At 66.7% G+C, this 21,324-nt stretch carries 23 protein-coding genes; 17 read left to right on the forward strand and 6 right to left on the reverse strand.

The window, feature by feature from the left end; translation table 11 throughout:
• Position 1 precedes the first annotated feature (1 nt).
• From MXB90_RS03070 to guaA, 3 genes are all read left to right on the forward strand, one after another.
• Positions 2-1,009: a branched-chain amino acid ABC transporter permease gene (locus tag MXB90_RS03070; RefSeq protein ID WP_250040892.1), complete on the forward strand. Its 1,008-nt coding sequence runs from the start codon at positions 2-4 to the stop codon at positions 1,007-1,009.
• The gene (locus MXB90_RS03075; RefSeq protein WP_250040901.1) at positions 1,006-2,337 is read left to right on the forward strand and encodes a branched-chain amino acid ABC transporter permease; all 1,332 of its coding nucleotides are present in this window, start codon (positions 1,006-1,008) and stop codon (positions 2,335-2,337) included. Before MXB90_RS03070 ends, MXB90_RS03075 begins: the two co-directional genes overlap by 4 nt.
• 99 nt (positions 2,338-2,436) lie before the next feature.
• The gene (gene guaA, locus MXB90_RS03080; protein WP_250040910.1) at positions 2,437-3,996 is read left to right on the forward strand and encodes a glutamine-hydrolyzing GMP synthase; all 1,560 of its coding nucleotides are present in this window, start codon (positions 2,437-2,439) and stop codon (positions 3,994-3,996) included.
• 203 nt (positions 3,997-4,199) lie between these two features.
• On the opposite strand, the gene aroB is transcribed toward guaA, so the two are convergent.
• Together aroB and MXB90_RS03090 are read right to left on the reverse strand one after the other, a co-directional pair.
• Positions 4,200-5,309: a 3-dehydroquinate synthase gene (gene aroB / locus MXB90_RS03085; protein WP_462982205.1), complete on the reverse strand. Its 1,110-nt coding sequence runs from the start codon at positions 5,307-5,309 to the stop codon at positions 4,200-4,202.
• The gene (locus MXB90_RS03090) at positions 5,309-5,992 is read right to left on the reverse strand and encodes a shikimate kinase (protein ID WP_349665894.1); all 684 of its coding nucleotides are present in this window, start codon (positions 5,990-5,992) and stop codon (positions 5,309-5,311) included. The genes aroB and MXB90_RS03090 overlap by 1 nt, the downstream gene beginning before the upstream one ends.
• A gap of 98 nt (positions 5,993-6,090) precedes the next feature.
• Between MXB90_RS03090 and MXB90_RS03095 the strand changes: the two genes are divergently transcribed.
• The 4 genes from MXB90_RS03095 to MXB90_RS03110 are packed head-to-tail and all read left to right on the forward strand — an operon-like array spanning position 6,091 to position 10,223.
• Positions 6,091-6,228: a hypothetical protein gene (locus tag MXB90_RS03095; protein ID WP_250040914.1), complete on the forward strand. Its 138-nt coding sequence runs from the start codon at positions 6,091-6,093 to the stop codon at positions 6,226-6,228.
• A 58-nt stretch (positions 6,229-6,286) separates the two neighbouring features.
• Positions 6,287-7,837 (forward strand): hypothetical protein, encoded by a 1,551-nt coding sequence (locus MXB90_RS03100; RefSeq protein WP_250040917.1) that lies wholly within the window; start codon positions 6,287-6,289, stop codon positions 7,835-7,837.
• Positions 7,834-8,838, forward strand: a complete 1,005-nt coding sequence (locus MXB90_RS03105; RefSeq protein WP_250040920.1) for a site-specific tyrosine recombinase XerD — start codon at positions 7,834-7,836, stop codon at positions 8,836-8,838. Before MXB90_RS03100 ends, MXB90_RS03105 begins: the two co-directional genes overlap by 4 nt.
• Positions 8,839-8,897: 59 nt before the next feature.
• On the forward strand, positions 8,898-10,223 hold the full coding sequence (locus MXB90_RS03110) for an HlyC/CorC family transporter (RefSeq protein ID WP_250040923.1): 1,326 nt from the start codon (positions 8,898-8,900) through the stop codon (positions 10,221-10,223).
• A gap of 90 nt (positions 10,224-10,313) precedes the next feature.
• Here MXB90_RS03110 and MXB90_RS03115 read toward each other — a convergent pair whose 3' ends face one another.
• The 4 genes from MXB90_RS03115 to MXB90_RS03130 all read right to left on the reverse strand — a co-directional run bounded on the left by MXB90_RS03115 (position 10,314) and on the right by MXB90_RS03130 (position 15,338).
• Entirely contained in the window at positions 10,314-11,873 is a 1,560-nt protein-coding gene (locus tag MXB90_RS03115) for a trimethylamine methyltransferase family protein (RefSeq protein ID WP_250040926.1), read from the reverse strand.
• 111 nt (positions 11,874-11,984) lie between these two features.
• A complete protein-coding gene (locus MXB90_RS03120; RefSeq protein WP_250040928.1) occupies positions 11,985-13,109 on the reverse strand; it encodes a carbohydrate ABC transporter permease in 1,125 nt (374 codons plus the stop codon).
• Positions 13,106-13,978: a carbohydrate ABC transporter permease gene (locus MXB90_RS03125; RefSeq protein WP_250040930.1), complete on the reverse strand. Its 873-nt coding sequence runs from the start codon at positions 13,976-13,978 to the stop codon at positions 13,106-13,108. The genes MXB90_RS03120 and MXB90_RS03125 overlap by 4 nt, the downstream gene beginning before the upstream one ends.
• Before the next feature lie 10 nt (positions 13,979-13,988).
• Entirely contained in the window at positions 13,989-15,338 is a 1,350-nt protein-coding gene (locus MXB90_RS03130) for an ABC transporter substrate-binding protein (protein WP_250040932.1), read from the reverse strand.
• Positions 15,339-15,574: 236 nt separating this feature from the next.
• On the opposite strand from MXB90_RS03130, the gene MXB90_RS03135 reads away from it, so the two are divergent.
• The 10 genes from MXB90_RS03135 (at position 15,575) to MXB90_RS03175 (ending at position 21,314) form a co-directional block, all read left to right on the forward strand.
• Complete coding sequence (locus tag MXB90_RS03135) at positions 15,575-15,850, forward strand: STAS domain-containing protein (protein WP_250040934.1); 276 nt, start codon at positions 15,575-15,577, stop codon at positions 15,848-15,850.
• Entirely contained in the window at positions 15,847-16,212 is a 366-nt protein-coding gene (locus tag MXB90_RS03140) for a response regulator (RefSeq protein WP_250040940.1), read from the forward strand. Before MXB90_RS03135 ends, MXB90_RS03140 begins: the two co-directional genes overlap by 4 nt.
• A 10-nt stretch (positions 16,213-16,222) precedes the next feature.
• A complete protein-coding gene (locus tag MXB90_RS17785) occupies positions 16,223-17,131 on the forward strand; it encodes an Hpt domain-containing protein (protein WP_349665895.1) in 909 nt (302 codons plus the stop codon).
• A gap of 109 nt (positions 17,132-17,240) precedes the next feature.
• Positions 17,241-18,389 carry a chemotaxis protein CheA gene (locus MXB90_RS17790; RefSeq protein WP_349665896.1) on the forward strand — a complete coding sequence of 383 codons (1,149 nt, stop codon included), beginning with the start codon at positions 17,241-17,243 and terminating at the stop codon, positions 18,387-18,389.
• Between the two features lie 5 nt (positions 18,390-18,394).
• The gene (locus MXB90_RS03150) at positions 18,395-18,862 is read left to right on the forward strand and encodes a chemotaxis protein CheW (protein WP_250040942.1); all 468 of its coding nucleotides are present in this window, start codon (positions 18,395-18,397) and stop codon (positions 18,860-18,862) included.
• Positions 18,859-19,158: a hypothetical protein gene (locus tag MXB90_RS03155; RefSeq protein WP_250040944.1), complete on the forward strand. Its 300-nt coding sequence runs from the start codon at positions 18,859-18,861 to the stop codon at positions 19,156-19,158. Before MXB90_RS03150 ends, MXB90_RS03155 begins: the two co-directional genes overlap by 4 nt.
• Position 19,159: 1 nt before the next feature.
• Positions 19,160-19,735: a CheR family methyltransferase gene (locus MXB90_RS03160; RefSeq protein ID WP_250040946.1), complete on the forward strand. Its 576-nt coding sequence runs from the start codon at positions 19,160-19,162 to the stop codon at positions 19,733-19,735.
• On the forward strand, positions 19,726-20,112 hold the full coding sequence (locus MXB90_RS03165; protein ID WP_250040949.1) for a response regulator: 387 nt from the start codon (positions 19,726-19,728) through the stop codon (positions 20,110-20,112). Before MXB90_RS03160 ends, MXB90_RS03165 begins: the two co-directional genes overlap by 10 nt.
• Positions 20,109-20,495 (forward strand): hypothetical protein, encoded by a 387-nt coding sequence (locus MXB90_RS03170; protein WP_250040951.1) that lies wholly within the window; start codon positions 20,109-20,111, stop codon positions 20,493-20,495. Before MXB90_RS03165 ends, MXB90_RS03170 begins: the two co-directional genes overlap by 4 nt.
• 201 nt (positions 20,496-20,696) lie before the next feature.
• Positions 20,697-21,314: a class I SAM-dependent methyltransferase gene (locus MXB90_RS03175; RefSeq protein WP_250041132.1), complete on the forward strand. Its 618-nt coding sequence runs from the start codon at positions 20,697-20,699 to the stop codon at positions 21,312-21,314.
• Positions 21,315-21,324 lie beyond the last annotated feature (10 nt).

Genomic DNA, 21,324 nt, shown 5'->3' on the forward strand with positions numbered 1-21,324 from the left:
GATGGATATTCTGAACGCGCTGGTCGCACTTTTGAATTTCGTGGTGATCCCCGCGACCGCCTATGGCGCGCAGTTGGCGCTGGGGGCGCTGGGGGTGACGCTGATCTATGGCATCTTGCGGTTTTCCAACTTTGCCCATGGCGACACGATGGCCTTTGGCACGGCGATGACCATTCTGGTGACCTGGGCGCTGCAGGCGGCGGGCATCACGCTGGGCCCCTTGCCCACGGCGCTGCTGGCGCTGCCCTTCGCGATTGCGCTGACGGCGGGGCTGGTGCTGGCGACCGACCGGGTGGTCTATGACTATTACCGTCGGGTCCGGGCGGCGCCGGTGATCCTGGTGATGGTGTCGGTCGGGGTGATGTTCGTGATGAACGGCCTGACCCGCTTTGTCATCGGCGTGGATGAGATCAACTTTGCCGATGGCGCGCGCTTCGTGATTTCCGCGCGCGGGTTCCGCGAGGCGACGGGCCTGGCCGAGCCGCTGACGCTGCGCAGTTCGCAGCTGATCACGCTGATCACCGCGGCGCTGGTGGTCTGGGCGCTGTTCTGGTTCCTGGGCCGCACCCGCACCGGCAAGTCGATGCGCGCCTTCTCGGACAATGAGGATCTGGCGCTGTTGTCGGGGATCAACCCGAATCGCGTGGTCGCCGTCACCTGGATCATCGCGGCGGCGCTGGCGACCACCGCCGGCACGTTGTACGGGCTGGATAAATCCTTCAAGGCCTTCAACTATTTTCAGCTGCTGCTGCCGATCTTCGCGGCGGCCGTGGTGGGCGGTCTGGGCAGCCCGGTGGGTGCCATCGCCGGCGGCTTCGTCATCGCCTTTTCCGAGGTGGGCGTGACCTATGCCTGGAAGAAGGTGGCGGGCTATCTGATCCCTGCCTGGCAGCCCGAGGGGTTGCTGCAGCTTCTGTCTACTGAATACAAATTCGCCGTCAGCTTCGCGATCCTGATCATCGTGCTGCTGTTCAAGCCGACGGGTCTGTTCAAGGGGAAAGCGGTATGAGCCTTCGTCAACCCGACGCCGCCGCGGGCGGCCGCCTGCGCGCGCCACTGCTGTTTGCCGCCATGGCAGCCCTGGTCGCGATCGAGGCCGCCACGGGCGGCTGGAACACCGCGCTGGGCATCGTCAACATGGGCCTGATCTCGGCCGTGCTGGCACTGGGCGTCAACATGCAATGGGGCTATGCGGGCCTGTTCAACACCGGCATCGTGGGCTTTCTGGCGCTGGGCGGTCTGGCCCCGGTGCTGATCGCGATGCCGCCGACGCCTGGCGCCTTTGCCGGCGGCGGGCCTGGCATCGCGCTGGCCGCGCTGGTTGCGCTGGCCAGTGTTATCGCCGCCATCGCCGTCAATCGCCGCCTGCGCGGCCGGCCGCGCGCGATCGCGATCATCGCGATCCTGGTCGCGGGCTTCTTCGCCTATCGGGCGCTTTTTGATCGCGCCGTGGCGGTAATCCAGGCCATCAATCCCTCAGCCCAGGGCAATCTGGGCGGGCTCGGCCTGCCGGTGCTGCTGGCCTGGCCGGTGGGGGCCCTGTTTGCCGCAGGCGCCGCCTGGATCATCGGCAAGACCGCGCTGGGCCTGCGCTCGGACTATCTGGCGATTGCCACGCTGGGCATCGGCGAGATCATCGTGGCCGTCCTGCGCAATGAGGAATGGCTGTCCCGCGGCGTGATGAACGTGAACGGCATCCCCCGACCCTGGCCCGTCCCCTATGAGGTGCAGCTTCAGGCCGACCCCGCCTTCGTCAGCCGCATGGCGGGCCTGGGCGTCGATCCGGTCACCGGCTCCACCATCATGGTCAAGCTGCTTTATACCGGGCTGTTCCTGGTCGTGCTGCTGGCGCTGATCTGGGCCGCGCAGATGGCGCTGAAATCGCCCTGGGGTCGGATGATGCGCGCGATCCGCGACAATGAAATCGCCGCCGCCGCCATGGGCAAGGATGTCACCCGCCGCCACCTGCAGATCTTCGTGATCGGCTCGGCCGTCTGCGGGCTGGCGGGCGCGATGATGATCACGTTGGATGGCCAGATGACGCCGGGCAGCTACAACCCGCTGCGCTACACCTTCCTGATCTGGGTGATGGTGATCGTGGGCGGATCGGGCAACAACTGGGGCTCGGTTCTGGGCGGCATGCTGATCTGGTATCTGTGGATCAAGGCCGAGGCCTGGGGCCCGGTGCTGATGTCCTTCCTCACCGCGGGCATGGCCGAAGGTGCGCTGAAATCGCACCTGCTCGATTCGGCGGCGCATATGCGGCTTTTCACCATGGGGCTGATCCTGCTTCTGGTGCTGCGCTTCGCGCCGCGCGGGCTTCTGCCCGAAAAATGACCCTCGGGCTTCTTCTTGGCTGAAATACTCCGGGGGGTCCGGGGGGCAGCGCCCCCCCGGCCTCTTGCATTAAACCCAAGCCCCGCCTATTCCCCCCACATGACACAGCACCAGCGCCTCCTCATCATCGACTTCGGCTCCCAGGTCACGCAGCTGATTGCGCGGCGCCTGCGCGAATTGAACGTCTATTGCGAAATCCATCCCTTCCAGAAGGTGACGGAACAGACGATCCGCGACATGGCTCCGCGGGCCGTGATCCTGTCGGGCGGCCCCGCCTCGGTGACCGAGGACGGCAGCCCCCGCGCGCCGCAGGCGCTGTTTGACATGGGCCTGCCGATCTTCGGCATCTGCTATGGCCAGCAGGTGATGATGACCCAGCTGGGCGGCCGCGTCGAATCCGGCCACCATGCCGAATTCGGCCGCGCCTATGTCACCCCGGCCGAGGGGCATCGCACCGACGGCATCTTTGCGGGCCTGTTCGAAACCGGCCGCGAGGAAGTGTGGATGAGCCACGGCGACCGGGTCACTGCACTGGCCCCGGGTTTCGAGGTGATCGGCACCTCGCCCAACGCGCCCTATGCCATGATCGCGGACGAGGCGCGCCGCTTCTACGCCGTGCAATTCCACCCCGAGGTGCACCACACCCCGAACGGCCGCCGCATGCTGGAAAACTTCCTGCGCATCGCGGGCTTCACCGGCGACTGGACCATGGCCTCCTACCGCGACGACGCGATTGCCAAGATCCGCGCACAGGTCGGTGACAAGCGGGTGATCTGCGGCCTGTCGGGCGGGGTCGACAGCTCCGTCGCCGCCGTCCTGATCCATGAGGCGATCGGCGATCAGCTCACCTGCGTCTTCGTCGACCACGGCCTGCTGCGTCAGGGCGAGGCGGAAGAGGTCGTCACCATGTTCCGCGACAATTACAACATTCCGCTGATCCATGCGGATGAAAGCGAATTGTTCCTGAGTGAACTGGACGGCGTTTCCGACCCGGAAACCAAGCGCAAGACCATCGGCCGTCTGTTCATCGACGTCTTCCAAAAATATGCCAATCAGATCGACGGCGCAGAATTCCTGGCGCAAGGCACACTCTACCCCGATGTGATCGAATCGGTCAGCTTTTCGGGCGGGCCCTCGGTCACGATCAAGTCGCACCACAACGTCGGCGGCCTGCCGGAAAAGATGGGCCTGAAACTGGTCGAACCGCTGCGCGAGCTGTTCAAGGACGAGGTCCGCGCCCTTGGCCGCGAACTCGGCCTGCCCGACAGCTTCATCGGCCGCCATCCCTTCCCCGGTCCCGGCCTCGCGATCCGCTGCCCCGGCGAGATCACCCGCGAAAAGCTGGACATCCTGCGCAAGGCCGATGCGGTCTATATTGACCAGATCCGCAAGCACGGTCTTTACGACGACATCTGGCAAGCCTTCGTCGCGATCCTGCCGGTCAAGACCGTGGGCGTGATGGGCGACGGCCGCACCTACGACTATGCCTGCGCGCTGCGCGCGGTCACCTCGGTTGATGGGATGACGGCGGATTATTACCCCTTCACCCATGAATTCCTGGGCGAAACCGCAACCCGCATCATCAACGAGGTCAAGGGCATCAACCGCGTGACCTACGACATCACCTCAAAGCCGCCAGGCACGATTGAATGGGAGTGATCCCGGCCTCGGCCTAAGTCCCGTCCTTCGATCAAACCCGGGCTTTTTGATGAAATGCGTCGGGTGGGGGCTCTGCCCCCGCTCGCTGACGCGAGCCCCCCCGAGGTATTTTTCGCAAGATGGAAGCGGCAGGGCGCCGTTCGTTTCATCTTGCCACAAATACCTTGGGGTGAATTGGCGCCAGCCAAGAGGGGCAAAGCCCCTTAGCCCCGCCCCGCCAGCGCGTCATTCAGCAGGGTTTTCAGCACATCGCGCGGCACATCCGATGTCACAAACGCCGCGCCGATGCCGCGGGCGAGGATGAAGCGCATCTTGCCGTCCAGCACCTTCTTGTCCTGCGCCATCAGGGCGATCAGCGCCTCGGCATCGGGAAGATCGCCGGGGATGTCGGCCAGATCGACCTTCATGCCCATCTGCGCCAGATGTGCGCGCACGCGGCTGGGGGCTTCCTGCGAACACAGGCCCAGGCGCTGCGACAGTTCAAACGCCAGCACGCAGCCGATCGCCACGCCCTCGCCATGCAGCAGCCGGTCGGAATAGCCGGTCGCGGATTCCAGCGCGTGGCAGAAGGTGTGGCCAAGGTTCAAAAGCGCGCGGTCGCCCTCTTCGGTTTCGTCACGCTCGACGATCTCGGCCTTCATCTGCACCGAGCGCGTGACCGCATGCAGCCGCGCCGCCTTGTCGCCTGCGGCCAGCCGGGGACCGTTCGCCTCGAGCCAGTCGAAGAAGGCCGCATCGCCCAGCAGGCCGTATTTCACCACCTCGCCATAGCCTGACAGGAAATCCCGCCGCGGCAGGCTGTCCAGCAGGTCGATATCCGCCAGCACCAAGCTGGGCTGGTGAAACGCGCCGATCAGGTTCTTGCCGTGGGGGGAATTGATGCCGGTCTTGCCGCCGACCGAGCTGTCGACCTGGGCCAGCAACGTTGTGGGGATCTGCACGAAGCGCACGCCGCGGCGCAGGACGGCCGCGGCAAAGCCCACCAGATCGCCGATCACGCCGCCGCCGAAGGCAATCACGACATCCTTGCGCTCGACCTTTTGTTCCAGAAGCCATTCGACGGTGCGGGAAAATTCGGGCCAGCCCTTGGTCGCCTCGCCCGCGGGCAGCGACAGGCTGACCATCTCGATATCACCAAGGCCTGCGCGCAGCGCCTCAAGGTGCAGCGGGCCGACGGTTTCATCAGTCACCACCGCCACGCGCGGGCGGCGCAGCAGCGGCGCGATTTCCGCGCCCGCGCGCGCCAGAAGCCCGGTGCCGATGCGCACCTCATAGGATCGTTCGCCCAGGTTCACCGCCACCGTTTCGCGCATCATTCCCCCTTTGTCGCAAAGGCCCCGGGCTGCGCGCGCAGCGCGGCGATGACCTTGTGCGCCATATCCTCGATCGACAGGCCGGGCTGTGCCTCGACCACCACCTGCGCCAGCGCATAGACCGGTTCGCGGTCCGCCAGAAGCCGCGCGAGCGTGCCCTTTGGGTCAGACGTGCGCAACAGCGGCCGGGTGTTCTTGTGCCGGACCCGGTTCCACAGCAGGTCCAGGTCGGCCTTCAGCCAGACCGACACCCCCCGTTCGGCGATGGCGGCGCGGTTGCGTTCGGCCATGAAGGCCCCGCCCCCGGTCGAAACCACCGCCGGGACCCCCGCCAGCAGCCGCGCCAGCACCTCTGATTCGCGGTCGCGGAAGAACGGTTCCCCGTCGCGGGCAAAGATTTCGCTGACCGACATCTGCGCGGCGCGTTCGATTTCCTCATCGCTGTCCAGGAAGGGCACGCCCAGAAGGCGCGCCAGCGCCGTGCCGACCGCGGTCTTGCCAGAGCCCATCATCCCCACAAGCACCACCGGCCGTGTCAGGCGCAGCCCGCCATCTTGCGCAAAGTCCGGTCCCCTCGGCCCCGATCCCGCCTGCGATCCTGACTGCGCCACGCGCCCGCCCCCTGCCTTGCCCTGCGCGGTCCCCCGCTGATGGGCGGGCGCTTGCGCAATCGTGATTTTCATCGCCCTGAATGGCGTGATCTTCCGCGAAATGCCATATATAATCGCACCACTTCGGCACGGAACAGGCCGCGTCACAAGCGGCCGGAAAGAAAGAACTCATGGGGCGCATCTTCAAGGCTATCGTGATCCTGGTCCTTCTCGCGGCGCTTGGCGTCGTGGGCTATGCCTATCTGGGGGACATGTCGCCCGAACGGCAGGAACAAAGGCTTGAGGTGGATCTGAATGGGGCGGGCTGATCCCGGCCCGCACCGATCCCCCGGCCGGGCCGCCACCGCGCGCGGGCGACGGGGCTTGGTGCTTGCCCTGGCAGGCTGCCTTCAAGGCCTGCCCGTTCTGGCGCAGGACAGCGCGCCGATGTCGGCAATCGACTGGCTGTCGCGATCGGTCCTGACGCCCGCCGCCGCGCCCCAGATCCGGGGCGGTTACGCCGTGGCCCTGCCCGAGCCGCCCACCAGCAGCGGCGCCGCGATCGATCCGGTTCTGGTCACGCCGCTGGATCGGGCCGGGCTGAACGGGCTGGGGCTGTTGCCTGCCGCGCGCACCGGGCTGCCGCGCGACCTGTGGGGGCAGACGCCCGAGCCGGTTCTGGCGCAAAAACTGGCGCTGGACCGGGTCGAGACGCTGCCCGCGATCCAGGCGTTTTTGCTGATGCTGCTGGTGGCCGAATTCGACCCGCCCCGCATCCCCGACCCCGAGGCGCGCGATCTGCTGTTTCTGGCCCGCATCGACCGGCTTCTGGCCCTGGGCGCGCTGGAACCGGCGCTGGCGATGCTGGACCTGGCCGGCGCGCGCAGCCCCGAGGTGTTCCGCCGTCGCTTCGATGTGGAACTGTTGCTGGGCCATGAGGATCGCGCCTGCGCGATCATGGGCACGGCGGCGGGCATCGCGCCGTCGTTCCCCGCGCGGATCTTTTGCCTGGCGCGGCGCGGCGACTGGAACGCGGCGGCGCTGTCGCTGGGCACCGGGCGCAGCCTTGGCCATATCGACGCGGAGATGTCGGCGCTGCTGGAACGCTTCCTGGACCCCGAACTGGCCGAGGAAGAGGGCGACCTGCCGCCGCCGGCCCACCCCTCGCCGCTGGTCTTTCGCATGATGGAGGCGATCGGCCAGCCGATGCCCACCACGTCCCTGCCGGTCGCCTTTTCGCAGGCCGATCTGCGCGCCAATACCGGCTGGAAGGCGCGGATCGAGGCGGGTGAGCGGCTGGCGCGGATGGGGGTGCTGGACCCCAACCAGTTGCTGGGGCTTTACACCGAACGTCAGGCCGCGGCCTCGGGCGGGGTCTGGGCGCGGGTGGCGGCGGTTGCGCGGCTGGATCAGGCGGTCGCGGCGGGCGATCCCGATGCGGTGGCCGCCGCCCTGCCCGCGGCGCATGCGGCGATGGCCGCGCAGGGGCTGACCCCGGTTCTGTCGGCGCTTTACGCGCGCCCCCTGGCCTCGCTGGAACTTGAGGGGGCGGCGGGCGCGCTGGCCTTCCGGCTGGGCCTGCTAAGCGAGGATTACGAAACCCTGGCCCGGATGCGCGCCCCCGCCGATCCGGCCGAGGCGTTTCTGATCGCTTTGGCCGAGGGCCGCACCGCGCAGATGGATGCCGCCGACGCCTTGGGCCAGACCTTGAAAGAGGTCTTTGACGCCCCCGTCACCGCGGCGCCCGATCCCTATCGCGCGATCCTGCCCGACCGGCTGGGCGAGGCGCTTCTGGCGGCGATCGACGACATCACCGAAGGCGCGCGCGGCGATTACCGCCGCCTTGGCGCGGGGCTGCGGATGCTGCGCTTTGCGGGGTTGGAAACGCTGGCCCGGCGCAGCGCGCTGGAACTGATGGTGCTGGGGGCGCGCGGATGACCGCCGATGCAGCCCCCGATCCCGCGCCCGACCGGCCCCTTGGCGCCGATGACCGGCGCTGGATCGCCACCTTTCTGGAAGCCCAGGCCGCCGAGGCGGGGGCTGCGCGCAACACCATCCTGGCCTATGGCCGCGATCTGGCCGATGCGGCGGGCTGGCTGGCCCATCGCGGCCATGATTTCGCCCGCGCCGGGCGGGATGAGATCGAGGCCTATCTGATTTCCTGCGAGGCGCAGGGCCTGTCGCGGGCGACGCGGGCGCGCCGGCTGGCCTCGATCCGCCAGCTTTACCGTTTTGCCTATGAGGAAGGCTGGCGCGCCGACAATCCCGCGATCCGCATCACCGGGCCGGGCCGGGACAAGCGGCTGCCCAAGACGCTTGGCATCGATGAGGTCGAGGCGCTGCTGGCCGCGGCGCGCGATCAAGGCCGCAACCCGGCCGAACAAGCCCGCAACCGTTGCCTGATGGAACTGCTGTATGCCACCGGGATGCGGGTGTCGGAACTGGTTACCCTGCCGGTGGCCGCGGCGCGCGGCGATCCGCGGGTGCTGCTGATCCGGGGCAAGGGGTCGAAGGAACGCATCGTGCCGCTGTCGCCGCCCGCGCGCGCGGCGCTGGCCGACTGGCTTGGCCTGCGCGACGCCGCCGAGGAGGCGGCACGGCTGCGCCACAGGCAGGCGCCGTCGCGCTTTTTGTTCCCGTCATCGGGACGCGACGGGCATCTGACGCGGCAGGGGTTTCACGCGCTGTTGAAGGATATCGCGGTGGCCGCCGGGATTTCGCCCGCGCGGGTGACGCCGCATGTGCTGCGCCATGCCTTCGCCACCCATCTGCTGCAAGGCGGGGCGGATCTGCGCGCGATCCAGATGTTGCTGGGCCATGCCGATCTGTCGACCACGGAGATCTACACCCATGTCCTGGACGAACGGCTGAAGGATCTGGTGCTGACCCACCACCCGCTGGCCCGTGACCCCGAGGCCCCGCCCCAAGCCGGACGCTGATCGTCGGATTGAACAGCGCCCTTGAACAGGGCGCATCGGCAGCACATAACCTTTTCATCATGGATACAGACCCTTCCGTCATGCTGGACACCACCTTCTGGTTCACCGCGGCCGCCATTCTGGGCCTGCTGCTGATGTCGGCCTTCTTTTCGGGATCGGAAACCGCGCTGACGGCGGCCAGCCGGGCCAAGCTGCGCGCGCGCGCCGACAAGGGCGATGCGGGCGCGGATGCCGCGCTGCGCGTGACCGAGGACAGCGAGCGGCTGATCGGCGCGATCCTGTTGGGCAATAACGTCGTCAATATCCTGTCGGCCTCATTGGCGACGGCGCTGCTGACGCGGCTGTTCGGGGATTCGGGCGTAGCGTTGGCAACGCTGGGGATGACGGCGCTGGTGCTGATCTTTGCCGAAGTGCTGCCCAAGACCTATGCGATCACCCTGCCCGAAACGGTGGCCGCGCGCGTGGCCCGGCCGATCCGGGTGCTGACCAAGGTGCTGGCGCCGGTGGTGTCGGTGGTGCGCGCCATCGTTCGCGGGCTATTGTGGGGCTTTGGTGTGCGCACCGATGCCAACCAGCACATGTTTTCCATCCATGAAGAGATTGCGGGTGCCCTGGCGATCGGCACATCCGAGGGGACGGTGCAGAAAGAGGACCGCGACCGCCTGCTGGGCGCGCTGGATCTGGGCAACCGCACGGTTGAGGAGATCATGCGCCATCGCAGCCAGATCGAGATGATCGATGCCGATGACAGCCCCGATGCGATCCTGGCGGCGGTTCTGGCCTCGCCGCATACGCGGCTGCCACTGTTCCGGGGCGAGCGCGAGAATGTGGTGGGCGTGATCCTGGCCAAGGATCTTTTGCGCGCGGTGGAACGCATCCTGCGCGGGGGCGATGGCACGTTGCAAGCGATCGGCGACATGGATGTGATGAAGGTGGCGATGAAGCCCTATTTCATCCCCGAAACCACGCCGCTGGACGAACAGATGCGCGAATTCCTGAAGCGGCGGACGCATTTCGCGCTGGTCGTGGATGAATATGGCGATCTGAAGGGGCTGTTGACGCTGGAAGACATCCTTGAGGAAATCGTGGGCGAGATCACCGACGAATTCGACCCCAAGGGCGAACGCCAGCTGCGCTCGACCGAAAGCGGCGAATATATCGTGGATGGCGCGATGACGATCCGCGACATGAACCGCGAAACCGACTGGGCCCTGCCCGATGATGAGGCCAACACGATCGCGGGCCTGGTCATCCATGAGGCGCAGACCATCCCGACCGAGGGCCAGGTCTTTGCCTTCCACGGCTTCCGCTTTGAGGTGGTGGCGCGCAAGGACAACCGTCTGACGCGGCTGAAGATCAAGCCGCTTGCGCCGAAGGTGGACTAGGGGCGGCAAGGCCGGGGGCTTCGCGCCCCCGGACCCCCGCGGGATATTTGGACAAAGCCGAAGGCAACGGGGCGTTCAGACCCCGGGCCGTCAGAGGAAGGCATCGGGCACGGCGGCCTTCTTGCGCGCGACGTAATCATCCAGCGCCTCGGCCACGGCGGGGTCAAGCGCGGGGGGCTGATAATCGCCCAGCATCTTTTCGACCCGTTTGCGGGCAAGGGCCACGGTGTCGCGCGCGCCCTCTTCCTCCCATGTCTCAAAGGGTTTGTAATCCAGCAGGTCGGTTTTCCAGAAGGCGGATTTGAAATTGGCCTGAGTATGGGCGCAGCCCAGGAAATGCCCGCCCGGACCTACCTCGCGCAGCGCCTCCATCGCCTGACCATTGGCCGACAGGTCGATGCCCTCGGCCAGACGGTGCAGGATGCCCAGTTGATCGGCATCCATCACGTATTTTTCGTAGGATGAGACCAGCCCCCCTTCCAGCCAGCCGCAGGCATGCAGCATGAAATTCACGCCTGACAAAAGCCCGATGTTCAGGCTGTTGGCGCTTTCATAGGCGGCCTGGGCATCGGGCAGTTTCGACCCGCAGAACGCCCCCGCGCTGCGGTAGGGCAGCCCCAGGCGGCGGGCCAGCTGGCCTGCGCCCAGCGTGATCTGGGCGGCCTCGGGTGTGCCGAAGGTGGGGGCGCCGGAATTCATGTCGATCGAGGTGACGAAGGCGCCGAAGATCACCGGAGCGCCGGGGCGGATCAGCTGCGCATAGGCGACGCCGGCCAGAACCTCGGCCAGAACCTGGGTCAGCGTGCCGGCCACCGTCACCGGGGCCATCGCGCCGCCGACGATGAAGGGCGAGATGATGCAGGCCTGGCCTGCGCGGGCATAGACCTCTAGCGCGCCCATCATCACCGAATCGAAGGTCAGCGGGCTGTTAATGTTGATCAGCGAGGTCATCACCGTGTTCTGATCGACGAAATCAGCCCCGAAGAGGAGTCTCGACATCTCGACCGAATCCGCGGCGCGCGCCGGTTCGGTGACCGATCCCATGTAGGGCTTGTCCGACAGCGTCATATGGGCGTGCAGCATGTCCAGATGGCGCTTGTTCACCGCGACATCGGTCGGTTCGCAGACCGTGCCGCCGGAATGGTGCAGCCATTTCGACATCTGCCCCAGCTTCACGAAATTGCGGAAATCCGCGATCGTGGCATAGCGCCGGCCGCTGTTCAGATCGCGGATGAAGGGCGGGCCGTAAACCGGCGCCAGAACAAGGCTTTTGCCGCCGATCACCACATTGCGGTCGGGGTTGCGGGCGTGCTGGGTAAAGCTGCGCGGGGCGGTGGCGCAAAGCGCACGCGCAAGGCCGCGGGGGATGCGCACACGTTCGCCCGTGACCTCGGCCCCGGCGGCGCGCCACAGATCCAGCGCTGCGGGGTTTTCAACGAAGTTCACGCCGATCTCTGCCAGGACGGTTTCGGCATTGGCCTCGATGATGGCCAGGGCTTCATCGTTCAGAATGTCCAGGTTGGGGATGTTGCGTTCGATGTAGCGGACGAATTCCACCCGCACCGCGGTGCGTTCGGCCCGGCGTGCCGCGCCGCCCCCGCTGCGCGCGCGCCGCCCGGCGCCGGTCTCGGTCGTGCCTGTTGTGTCCATCGCGCGCTCCTCCGGCTGTTCATGGTCCGGTTGTAGCGCGCGGCTGGCCCACGCCACGGCCGGATTGCGACCTTCGCGGTAAGGAAGCGACCGCGTGCGATGCCGGGGCCGTCAGCACCGGGGCTCTGCCCCCGCCGCCAGCGCGCGGCGCAGCGGGCGCTGCAGCGTCGCGAAGACCGCGACGGGCACCGCCAATGATACCAGCGCCGCGGCCGCCAGAATGTGCCATTCGCCCCCCCGCGCGCCCATCAGCGCCCGCAGATGCCCGCTCAGCACTTGCTGACCCGGCGTGTTGCCCAGAAAGACGGTGGCGACCAGCAGATCGTTCCAGACCCACAGGAATTGCAGCGCGGCAAAGCCCGCGACCGCAGGCAGGCAGAGCGGCAGAACGATGCCCCACAGGATGCGCAATTCCGACGCGCCATCCAGCCGCGCCGCATCCAGAATGTCACGCGGCACCGCGGCCATGGCCGATCGCAGCACGAAGATCGCCAGCGGCAGGCCAAAGCCGGTATGGGCCAGCCAGACCGACCCATAGCCCTTGCCCAGCCCCAGGGCATTGTGCAGCGACAAAAGCGGGATCAGCGCCAGTTGCGGCGGCACGACCATCAGCCCGATGATTGCGGCCAGCACCAGCCCGCGCCCCGCAAAGCGCATCCCCGCAAGCGCATGGGCGGCAAAGGCCGCAATCAGGATCGGCAGCGCCGTGGCCGGGATCGCCACCGCCAGCGTATTGGCAAGCGCGCGGCCCAGCCCCTCGGCCCCGGTCACGCGGGTAAGGTTGTCCAGCGTCAGGCGGGGCGGCGTGGCAGTGGTGACAAAGATCCGCTGGCCACGCGGATCGGTGAACGGCCCGGGCGCGGTCAGCCGATAGCGGCCCTCGGCATCCACCGTCAGGGCCCGCCCGCCGGACAGCGCGACACTGTCCCCCGGCGCATGGGCCTGGGGCGCGCGTGCGGTCAGACCCCAGGCCTGCAGCCGCGCGCGGGGGGACAGAAGCCCGCCTTCGATCACGAAGCCCGTATCCCCAGGGCCCTGCACCCCGGCCCCGGCGGTGCGCAGGGCGGTGGTCGTCTGTGTGGCAAAGGGCGCGCGCCACCAGCCCGAGGCGGCGATCTGGTCCGCCGGGCGCAGCGCCGTCACCACCAGCCCCAGCACCGGCACCAGCCACAGCACCGCCATCAGCGAAACCGTAACCGCCGCCGCCCGTGCCGGAATGCGTCGCCCCCGGTTCATCGGCGCGCCCTTGCCGACCAAAGATTGCGCAGCATCAGCGGCAGCACCAGCGCCATCAGGACCACCGCCACTGCCGATCCGCGCCCGTAATCGGGCACCCCGCGGAACAGCCAGTCATGCACCTGCGTGGCCAGAACCTGTGTGCCCCATTGCCCGTTCGTCATCACATGGACGATGTCAAAGACCTTCAGCACCATGATGGTGATCGCGGTCCAGACCACCGCCAGCGCGCCCCGGATCTGCGGCAGCCGGATCTGCCAGAACAGCCGCCAGGGGCCGGCGCCGTCCAGATGGGCGGCCTCGATGATCTGGGGCGGGATGGCGCGCAGCGCGGCATGCAGGATCACCATGGCAAAGCCGGTCTGCGCCCAGATCAGCACCGCCATCAGCAAAAGGCTGTTCCAGACCGGCAGTGACAGCCAGGCCAGCGGCTCGGCCCCCAGCCAGACCCGCAGCGCATTCAGAAGGCCCACCTGCATCTGGTCCCCGCCGCGATAGTCATAGACGAATTTCCAGATCACCGCCGCCCCGGTGAAGGAAATCGCGGTGGGCAAAAAGATCGCCGCGCGCGCCAGCCCCCCCCAGCGCAAGCCATCCGACAGATGCGCCGCCATCAGCCCCAGAGCGGTGGTCAGCGCGGGCACCACCACAAGCCACAGCGCCGTATTGGCCAGCGCCCGCACAAAGCCCGGATCCGCCCAAAGCCAGGCGTAATGCGCAAGCCCCACCCAGGCGGCATCGTCCCCCTGATGCAGGCTGCGCCAGATCGTCCCGGCAACCGGCCAGCCGCCATACACGATCAGGAACACCGCCGCCGGCGCCAGGAACAGCCAGGGCCGCAGCCAGGCCAAGCGTGACCAGATGCCCACGCGCCCGGCCCTAATCCAGGCTGTCCCAGACGCGCTGGATCTGGCCCGCGACCGCAGCCGCGTCCTTGCCGCCGACGTAATCGATCATGCCGGTCCAGAACGCCCCCGTCCCGATCGCGCCGGGCATCAGATCCGACCCGTCAAAGCGAAAGACCGTGGCACTTTGCAGGATCTTGGCCATCTTGCGCAGCGCCGGATCGCCGTAAAGGTCGGGGTTGACCCCCTTGTGCGGGGTCAGGAACCCCTGCTGCGCCATCCATATCTCATGCGCGAGGGGGCTTTGCAGAAAGCCCAGAAAGGCGCGGCCCGCCGGGGCATCGGACATCAGCGCAAACAACGTGCCCGAGCCCAGAACCGGCTGATCGGCGCGGCCAGCAGGCGCGGGGAAATAGAAGAAATCGACATCCTGCCCGATCTCGACCCCGTCGGGAAAGAAAGCGGGGATGAAGCTGGCCTGGCGGTGCAGGTAGCAGTGCGGCGGGGCGGTGAACAGGCCGTGGGGGCTGTCGCGGAAATCGGTCGCGGCGACCGCGACGGGGCCGCCCGTCACAAAGGCCGGTGTGCGGGCAAACCAGCCGAACCCCTCGATCGCGGCGATGACCTTCGGGTCGTCAAAGCGCAGCGCATGGCCGACCCAGGCGTCATAGACCGACACCGGGTAAAGCCGCAGCATCAGATCCTCGACCCAGTCGGTCGCGGGCCAGCCCGTCGCCCCGCCAGACCCCAGGCCGATGCACCAGGGTGTCGCGCCATCCGCCGCCAGCGCGCGCGTCAGATCCTGCAGCGCCTCGAACGTGTCGGGGGGCGCATATCCGGCCTCGGCCAGGTTTTCGGGCACATACCAGACAAGCGATTTCAGATCGGCCCGGTAGGGCAAGGCATAAAGCCGCCCGATGCCATCGGGGCCGGGATAGCTTGCCAGATCGACCCAGCTTTCGCCCGCCGCATAGGTTTCGGCCAGCCAATCCGCCATCGCCGGCGGCAGGGGGCGCAGATGACCCCGCCGCGCCAGATCCGCCGCCAGACCGGGCTGGGGAAAGATCGCGATATCGGGCGGGCTGCCGGCCTCGGTATCAATGACGATCTGCTGTTCGAAGGAATCCGAGCCCGCATAGACCACCTCGGCCCCGGTGGCGGCCCGGAAATAGGCCACGACGCTTTCGAAAGCCGCCTTGTCCGGGCCGAGCCAGGGGCCCTGGATCGTCAGCTGCTGGCCCGACAGATCGGTTTGCGCAAGCGCGCGATAGGACGCCCAGTCAAAGCGCGGATCTTCCCCGGGTGTGAAAACAAGATCCTGTGCAACCATAGGCTGTGCAGCACAGGCACAGACCAGCGCGGCAATTCCTGCGACTCGAACCATCAGAACCCCTTGAAATCTTACCCCGGACGGAACACCGCGCGCCGGCAGCAAAACGTTTACCAAAAAGTACAGCCTGTCAATCACGCCGCACCAGGCACGAGCCTTGGCGACAGGGCCGCGAAAAATCCGGCGCCGTCAAACCTATCTTAACCGCTGGGGTCGTAAGGGTCGTGCATCCTTGAAGGAAAGGGGCACAAGGTGCGCAACGACCGGATGACAAAGAAGATGGGGGCCCGATGACCCAGTTGGCCCTTGCCTCCCGGCTTGACCTGTCCGCCGTTCAACCGCTGGCCACGGCTTTGCGCGAACGCAGCGGCGCGGATCTGGTGATCGACGCCAGCGACGTCAGCCATCTGGGCGCGCTGGGGCTGCAGGTGTTGGGCGCTGCCGCCATCAGCTGGCGCGCCGCTGGCCATCGCCTGCAGATCGCGCCGCGCTCCGACGCCTTCGATGCCGCGCTGCAGACCTTCGGCATCCCCCTGTCCGCCCTCGAATCGGAGCCCGTTCCATGACCCTGACCGTCCTGGCCGTCGATGACAGCCGCACCATCCGCGACATGCTGCGCCTGACCCTGACCGGGGCCGGGTTTTCCCTGCATCTGGCCGAAGACGGCATCCACGGGCTGGAGGTGCTTGCCGGGATCGCCCCGGATGTCATCATCTCGGACATCAACATGCCACGCCTGGACGGGTTCGGATTCATCGAGGCGGTGCGCAGCCAGGACCGCCACCGCGCGACCCCGATTCTGGTGCTGACCACCGAATCCGCGCCCGAACTGAAGGCGCGCGCCCGCGCGGCGGGCGCTACCGGCTGGATCGTGAAGCCCTTTGATCCACCCAAGCTGGTCAAGGCGCTGCAGATGGTCGCGGGCTGAGGAGGCGGCGATGGCACTGGACCCGATGGCAGAAATCCGCGCCTCGTTCTTCGTCGAATGCGAGGAATTGCTGGAAAGCCTGCAAGACGCGCTGTCGGCGATCGACGATGGCCAGCACGATGGCGAAACGATCAACGTGGTCTTTCGGGCCGTGCATTCGATCAAGGGCGGCGCGGGGGCCTTTGGCCTGGATGCGCTGGTCGAATTCGCCCACCGCTATGAAACGGTTCTGGATGAATTGCGCGCCGGCCGCCTAGATGTGACGCCCGAGGCGGTGAAGCTGTTCTTCCAGGCCGCCGACCTGCTGCATGATGAGGTGCGCGCCGCCCGCGACGATGCGCCCCCGCCCGCGGACGCCGAAGCCTGCCTGCTTGCGCTGGAAGCGCTGATCGGTGGCGCCCCCGCCGTCGAAGCGGTTGAAGAGATTTCCGATTTTCAGCCGATGACGCTGGCGTTCGATCTTGACTTGGATCTGCCCGGCACCCCACCCGCGCCACAGGGCTGGCGCATCGCCTTCCGCCCGCGCGCGGAACTCTACGCCTCGGGCAATGAACCGCTGCACCTTCTGCGCACGCTTTGCGCGCTGGGCGAGGCGACGGTGGACTGCGCGTTGGAGGCGCTTCCCCCCCTTAAGGATCTGACCCCCGAGGCCGCGCATCTGGCCTGGGTCGTCACCTTGGCCGGTGACATTCCCGAAACCGACATCCATGAGGTGTTCGATTTCGTCGAGGATCTGGCCGAAATCGACATCGCGCCGATCGCGCCCGCGGACCTGGACGCGCCGCTGCCTGCCCTTTCGGGCCCAGACCTGGCCCCCGCGGCGCCAGACCCGGCACCATCGTTCACGCCCGACCCGACTGCGGGCATCGCATCGGACATCTCCGCTTCCGCCCCCGGCCACCACCCCGCCCCCCGCTGATGCGGCGTCCCGCCGTGGCAACGCGGCTGGACCGGGAACCCCGGCTGCAGAGCCGCCCTCGGCCACGGTCCGGGTCGATCTGGACCGGATCGACCGGCTGGGCAATCTTGTGGGCGAGCTGGTCATCAACCAGGCCATGCTGGCCCAGACCGTCGCCGAAGCCGGCCTGCCACCGAATTCCCCGGTGATGACCGGGCTGGAAGCCTTCATGATGCTGACGCGCGACATCCAGGACAGCGTGATGATGATCCGCGCCCAGCCGGTGAAGCCGCTGTTTCAGCGCATGGCCCGGATCGTGCGCGAGGCCTCCTCGGCAATCGGCAAAGAGGTGCGCCTGAAGACCGAGGGCGAGAATACCGAGGTCGACAAGACCGTCATCGAACGGCTTGCCGACCCCCTGACGCACATGATCCGCAATGCCGTCGACCACGGCCTCGAAACGCCAGAGGTCCGCGCGGCCGCCGGCAAACCCACCGAGGGGCTTGTCACGCTGAGCGCGCAGCACCGGTCCGGCCGGGTTCTGATCGAACTTTCCGATGATGGCGCCGGGATCAACCGCCCGAAGGTGCGCGAGATCGCCATCGAACGCGGGCTGATCCCCGCCGATGCGGTCCTGAGCGACTCCGATATCGACAACCTTTTGTTCCTGCCGGGGTTTTCCACCGCCAAGGAAGTCTCGGCGCTGTCAGGCCGGGGGGTTGGCATGGATGTGGTGCGCTCGGCGATCCAGGCTCTGGGCGGGCGGGTGTCGATACATTCCGAACCGGGCAAGGGCACACGCTTCTCGATCTCATTACCCCTGACGCTTGCGGTACTGGATGGCATGGTCGTGTCGGTTGCGGGCGAAACGCTGGTGGTTCCGCTGTCCGCGATCCTGGAAACCGCCTCGCTGGCAAGCGGCGACATCCGCGCGCTTGGTCCAGAGACCAACGTCATTCACCTGCGCGACGCCTTCATGCCGCTATACGACATCGGCGCCGAACTTGGCTACAGGACGCCGCAAGCCAGTTATGAGGGTGGGATCGTGCTGCTCACTGCGTTGGAAGATGGCTCACGCGCCGCGCTGGTGGTCGATTCGATCATGGAACAGCGCCAGGTCGTCATCAAGGGCCTGCAGCAGAGCTTCGGACATATTCAAGGCGTCGCTGCCGCCACAATCCTCGGCGATGGCCAGATCGCGCTGATCCTCGACCCGGCCGATCTGGTCAGCAATGCCAGCGGCCGCACCCGCATTCCCGACACCGCACTCGCAGGATGACCAAGATGAGCACGGAAAACACCACGAAATCCTCCGGAGAACTTGAGCTTCTCTCCTTCCGGCTGGGTGAGCAGGAATACAGTGTCGACATCATGTCGGTGCGCGAAATCCGCGGCTGGACCCGCGCCACGCCCCTGCCCCACACCCCGCCCCATGTGCGCGGTGTGATCAACCTGCGCGGCACCGTTCTGCCGGTGGTGGATCTTTCCGTCCGCCTCGGCATGGCGCCTGTCGAAGGCGCCGCGCGCAATGTCATCATCGTGGTTCAGGTGGGCGCCAAATCCGTGGGGCTTCTGGTTGACGCCGTTTCCGACATCCTCGCGCTGCCGCGCAGCGACCTGCAGCCCCCGCCCGATTTTTCCGCCGATGCCGGCGCAAGTTTCATCGAGGCCCTGACCATCATCGACGGGCGGATGATCCGGGTGCTCGACCTTGGCTCCGTGCTTCCTGACGAAACATCAGAGGCCGCATGACACAGTCGGTCCCCCTTCTCAATGCCCCAACCCCGTCCGAAGCTGATGTCGCCCGGATCGCGGCGATCCTGCATCAAGCTGCAGGTATTGTGATCGCGCCCGGCAAGCGCTCGATGGTGCAGTCGCGCCTGGCCAAGCGCCTTCGCGCGCTGGGTTTGGCAGATTTCGAAAGCTATCTGGCACTGGTCACCTCGGACCAAGGCGCCGAAGAACGACGCAAGATGGTTTCTGCCCTGACCACGAACGTCACGCATTTTTTTTCGCGAGGCGCATCATTTCGAAACCCTCCGCAATGAGGTGCTGCCCCCCCTGTTGCAACGCGCCCGCGCGCGGCAACGGGTCCGGCTGTGGTCGGCGGGCTGTTCAAGTGGGCAAGAAGCCTATTCCATCGCGATGACGATTGCCGATCTGGCCGGGCAGGACCTGGACCGGCTGGATCTGAAGATCCTTGCCACGGATATCGATGGCGAGATGGTCGCACGCGGAACCGCCGCGCTCTATGACGCCGCATCCATCGAAGGTATCCCCGACGCAATGCGCCAACGCTTTCTGACACCCGAAGGGGGCGCTTACCGGGTCAAGCCGCCCCTCAGGGCAATGGTCAGTTTCCGGGAACTCAATCTGCACGACCGCTGGCCGATGAAGGGACGCTTTGATGTCATCTTCTGCCGCAACGTCGTGATCTATTTCGACGCGCCGACGCAGGAAAAACTGTGGGCACGGTTCGAATCGGCGCTCACCCCAGGTGGATGGCTTTTCGTGGGCCATTCGGAACGTGTGCCGCTACGCGCAAACGGCGCGCTGCGCACCGCCGGAATCACGACCTACAGACGGGGCGAAACCCCGCAGAACGGAGACCCGACATGGCATTGAGAGATCAGCTTCGCATCATGGTGGTGGATGACATGTCCACCAGCCGGGGACTGATAACGCAGGCATTGGATGCCATGGGCATCCGGCAGGTCGGATATGCGACCGACGGTCCAAGCGCCCTTGAGGTGCTGCGCAAGACGCCTGTGCATCTTGTGATTTCAGATTACAACATGCCCGGGATGGATGGGTTGCAATTGCTGCACGCGTTGCGAACGGATGCGCGGACAAAGGGGCTTGGCTTCATCCTGATCACCGGGCGGGCCGACAAGGAGATCATCGATACCGGTCGTCGCCTCGGTATGAACAACTTTCTGAAAAAACCCTTCACCCCCCAGGATCTGCGCAGTTGCATCGAAGCTGTCGTGGGCCGGCTATGAGGGGCTGTGTCCAGTCCGCACCTGATGTACGGCGGGTCAGCCTGTCGCAGCTGACCGCGCGCATCGCGGCTGAGCTTGAGCGGCTGGCGCAGATCACGGCCGATGTGCAGGTGGCGCTGTCGATGTGCCACCTGGAACTGGCCGCCCCACTGGGCCCCGAGGTCATCCGCGGGTTGCAGCGTATTGATCGGGTCACGCAAGAGCTTGAGGACCTGAGCCGCCTTTTGGGCGGGATGTCCGACGGCATACCAGCCCTGGCCGAACTTTGCGCGGAGCCTTTGTTTTCAAGGCTGAGACTGCATGAACTGGCGCTTGCGCTCGACCCGGCCAAACCGATCCACCCTGACGTCGCGCGCGACGATGGCGCAGTGGAATGGCTTTGATCCCGTCGCGTCAACACCCCCTGGCGTGACCGCCATGCCGTGACGCGCCGCGGGCGGATGGTGCCCGGGCGGCGCGGGCAGGTCTGACATGCGAAACCTTGCCGGTGGCGCGCCGTGATCTGGCGGGGGCGCCACAATCGCCTTGCGCCATGCAGTATCGCTCGCTACCACCTTTGGGTAGAGGTGACGCAAGGTAAGTATATGGATCTGGCCGCCATTCAGAAAAGCTATGCCCGCTGGGCGCCCGTCTATGACGGGACCTTTGGTCCGCTGACCAATCCGGGGCGCAAACGGGCGGTGACCTATCTGAACGCCCGTGGCGGCACCGTGCTGGAGGTTGGCGTGGGCACCGGGCTCGCCTTGCCGCTATATGGGCCGCAGATGCGGGTGACCGGGGTCGATTACAGCACGGACATGCTGGACAAGGCGCGCGCCAAGGTGGCCGATCATGGCCTGTCGCAGGTTGTTGCCCTGCACCGGATGGACGCGCGTGCGCTTGAATTCCCCGATGACAGCTTTGACAGCGTCGCAGCCATGCATGTGTTGTCCGTCGTCCCGGAACCCGAACGGGTGCTGGCCGAGATGGCGCGGGTCTGCAAGCCGGGGGGCAAGATCGTGATCACAAATCACTTCGCGCAGGACAAGGGGCTTTGGGGCGTGATCACGCGTGCCTTTGCGCCGCTGGCCAACCTGCTGGGGTGGCATTCGGATTTCAAGCGCGACCGGGTGCTAAGCACGCCGGGCCTGCGGCTGTGCCAAAGCGCCGTATTGCCGCCGCTGGGGATGATGACCTTTCTGGTTCTGGAAAAGACCGCCTGATCGGGCCGGG

Origin of the sequence: Phaeovulum molybdatiresistens (assembly GCF_023544865.1) — a bacterium.
Taxonomy (GTDB): domain Bacteria; phylum Pseudomonadota; class Alphaproteobacteria; order Rhodobacterales; family Rhodobacteraceae; genus Pontitalea.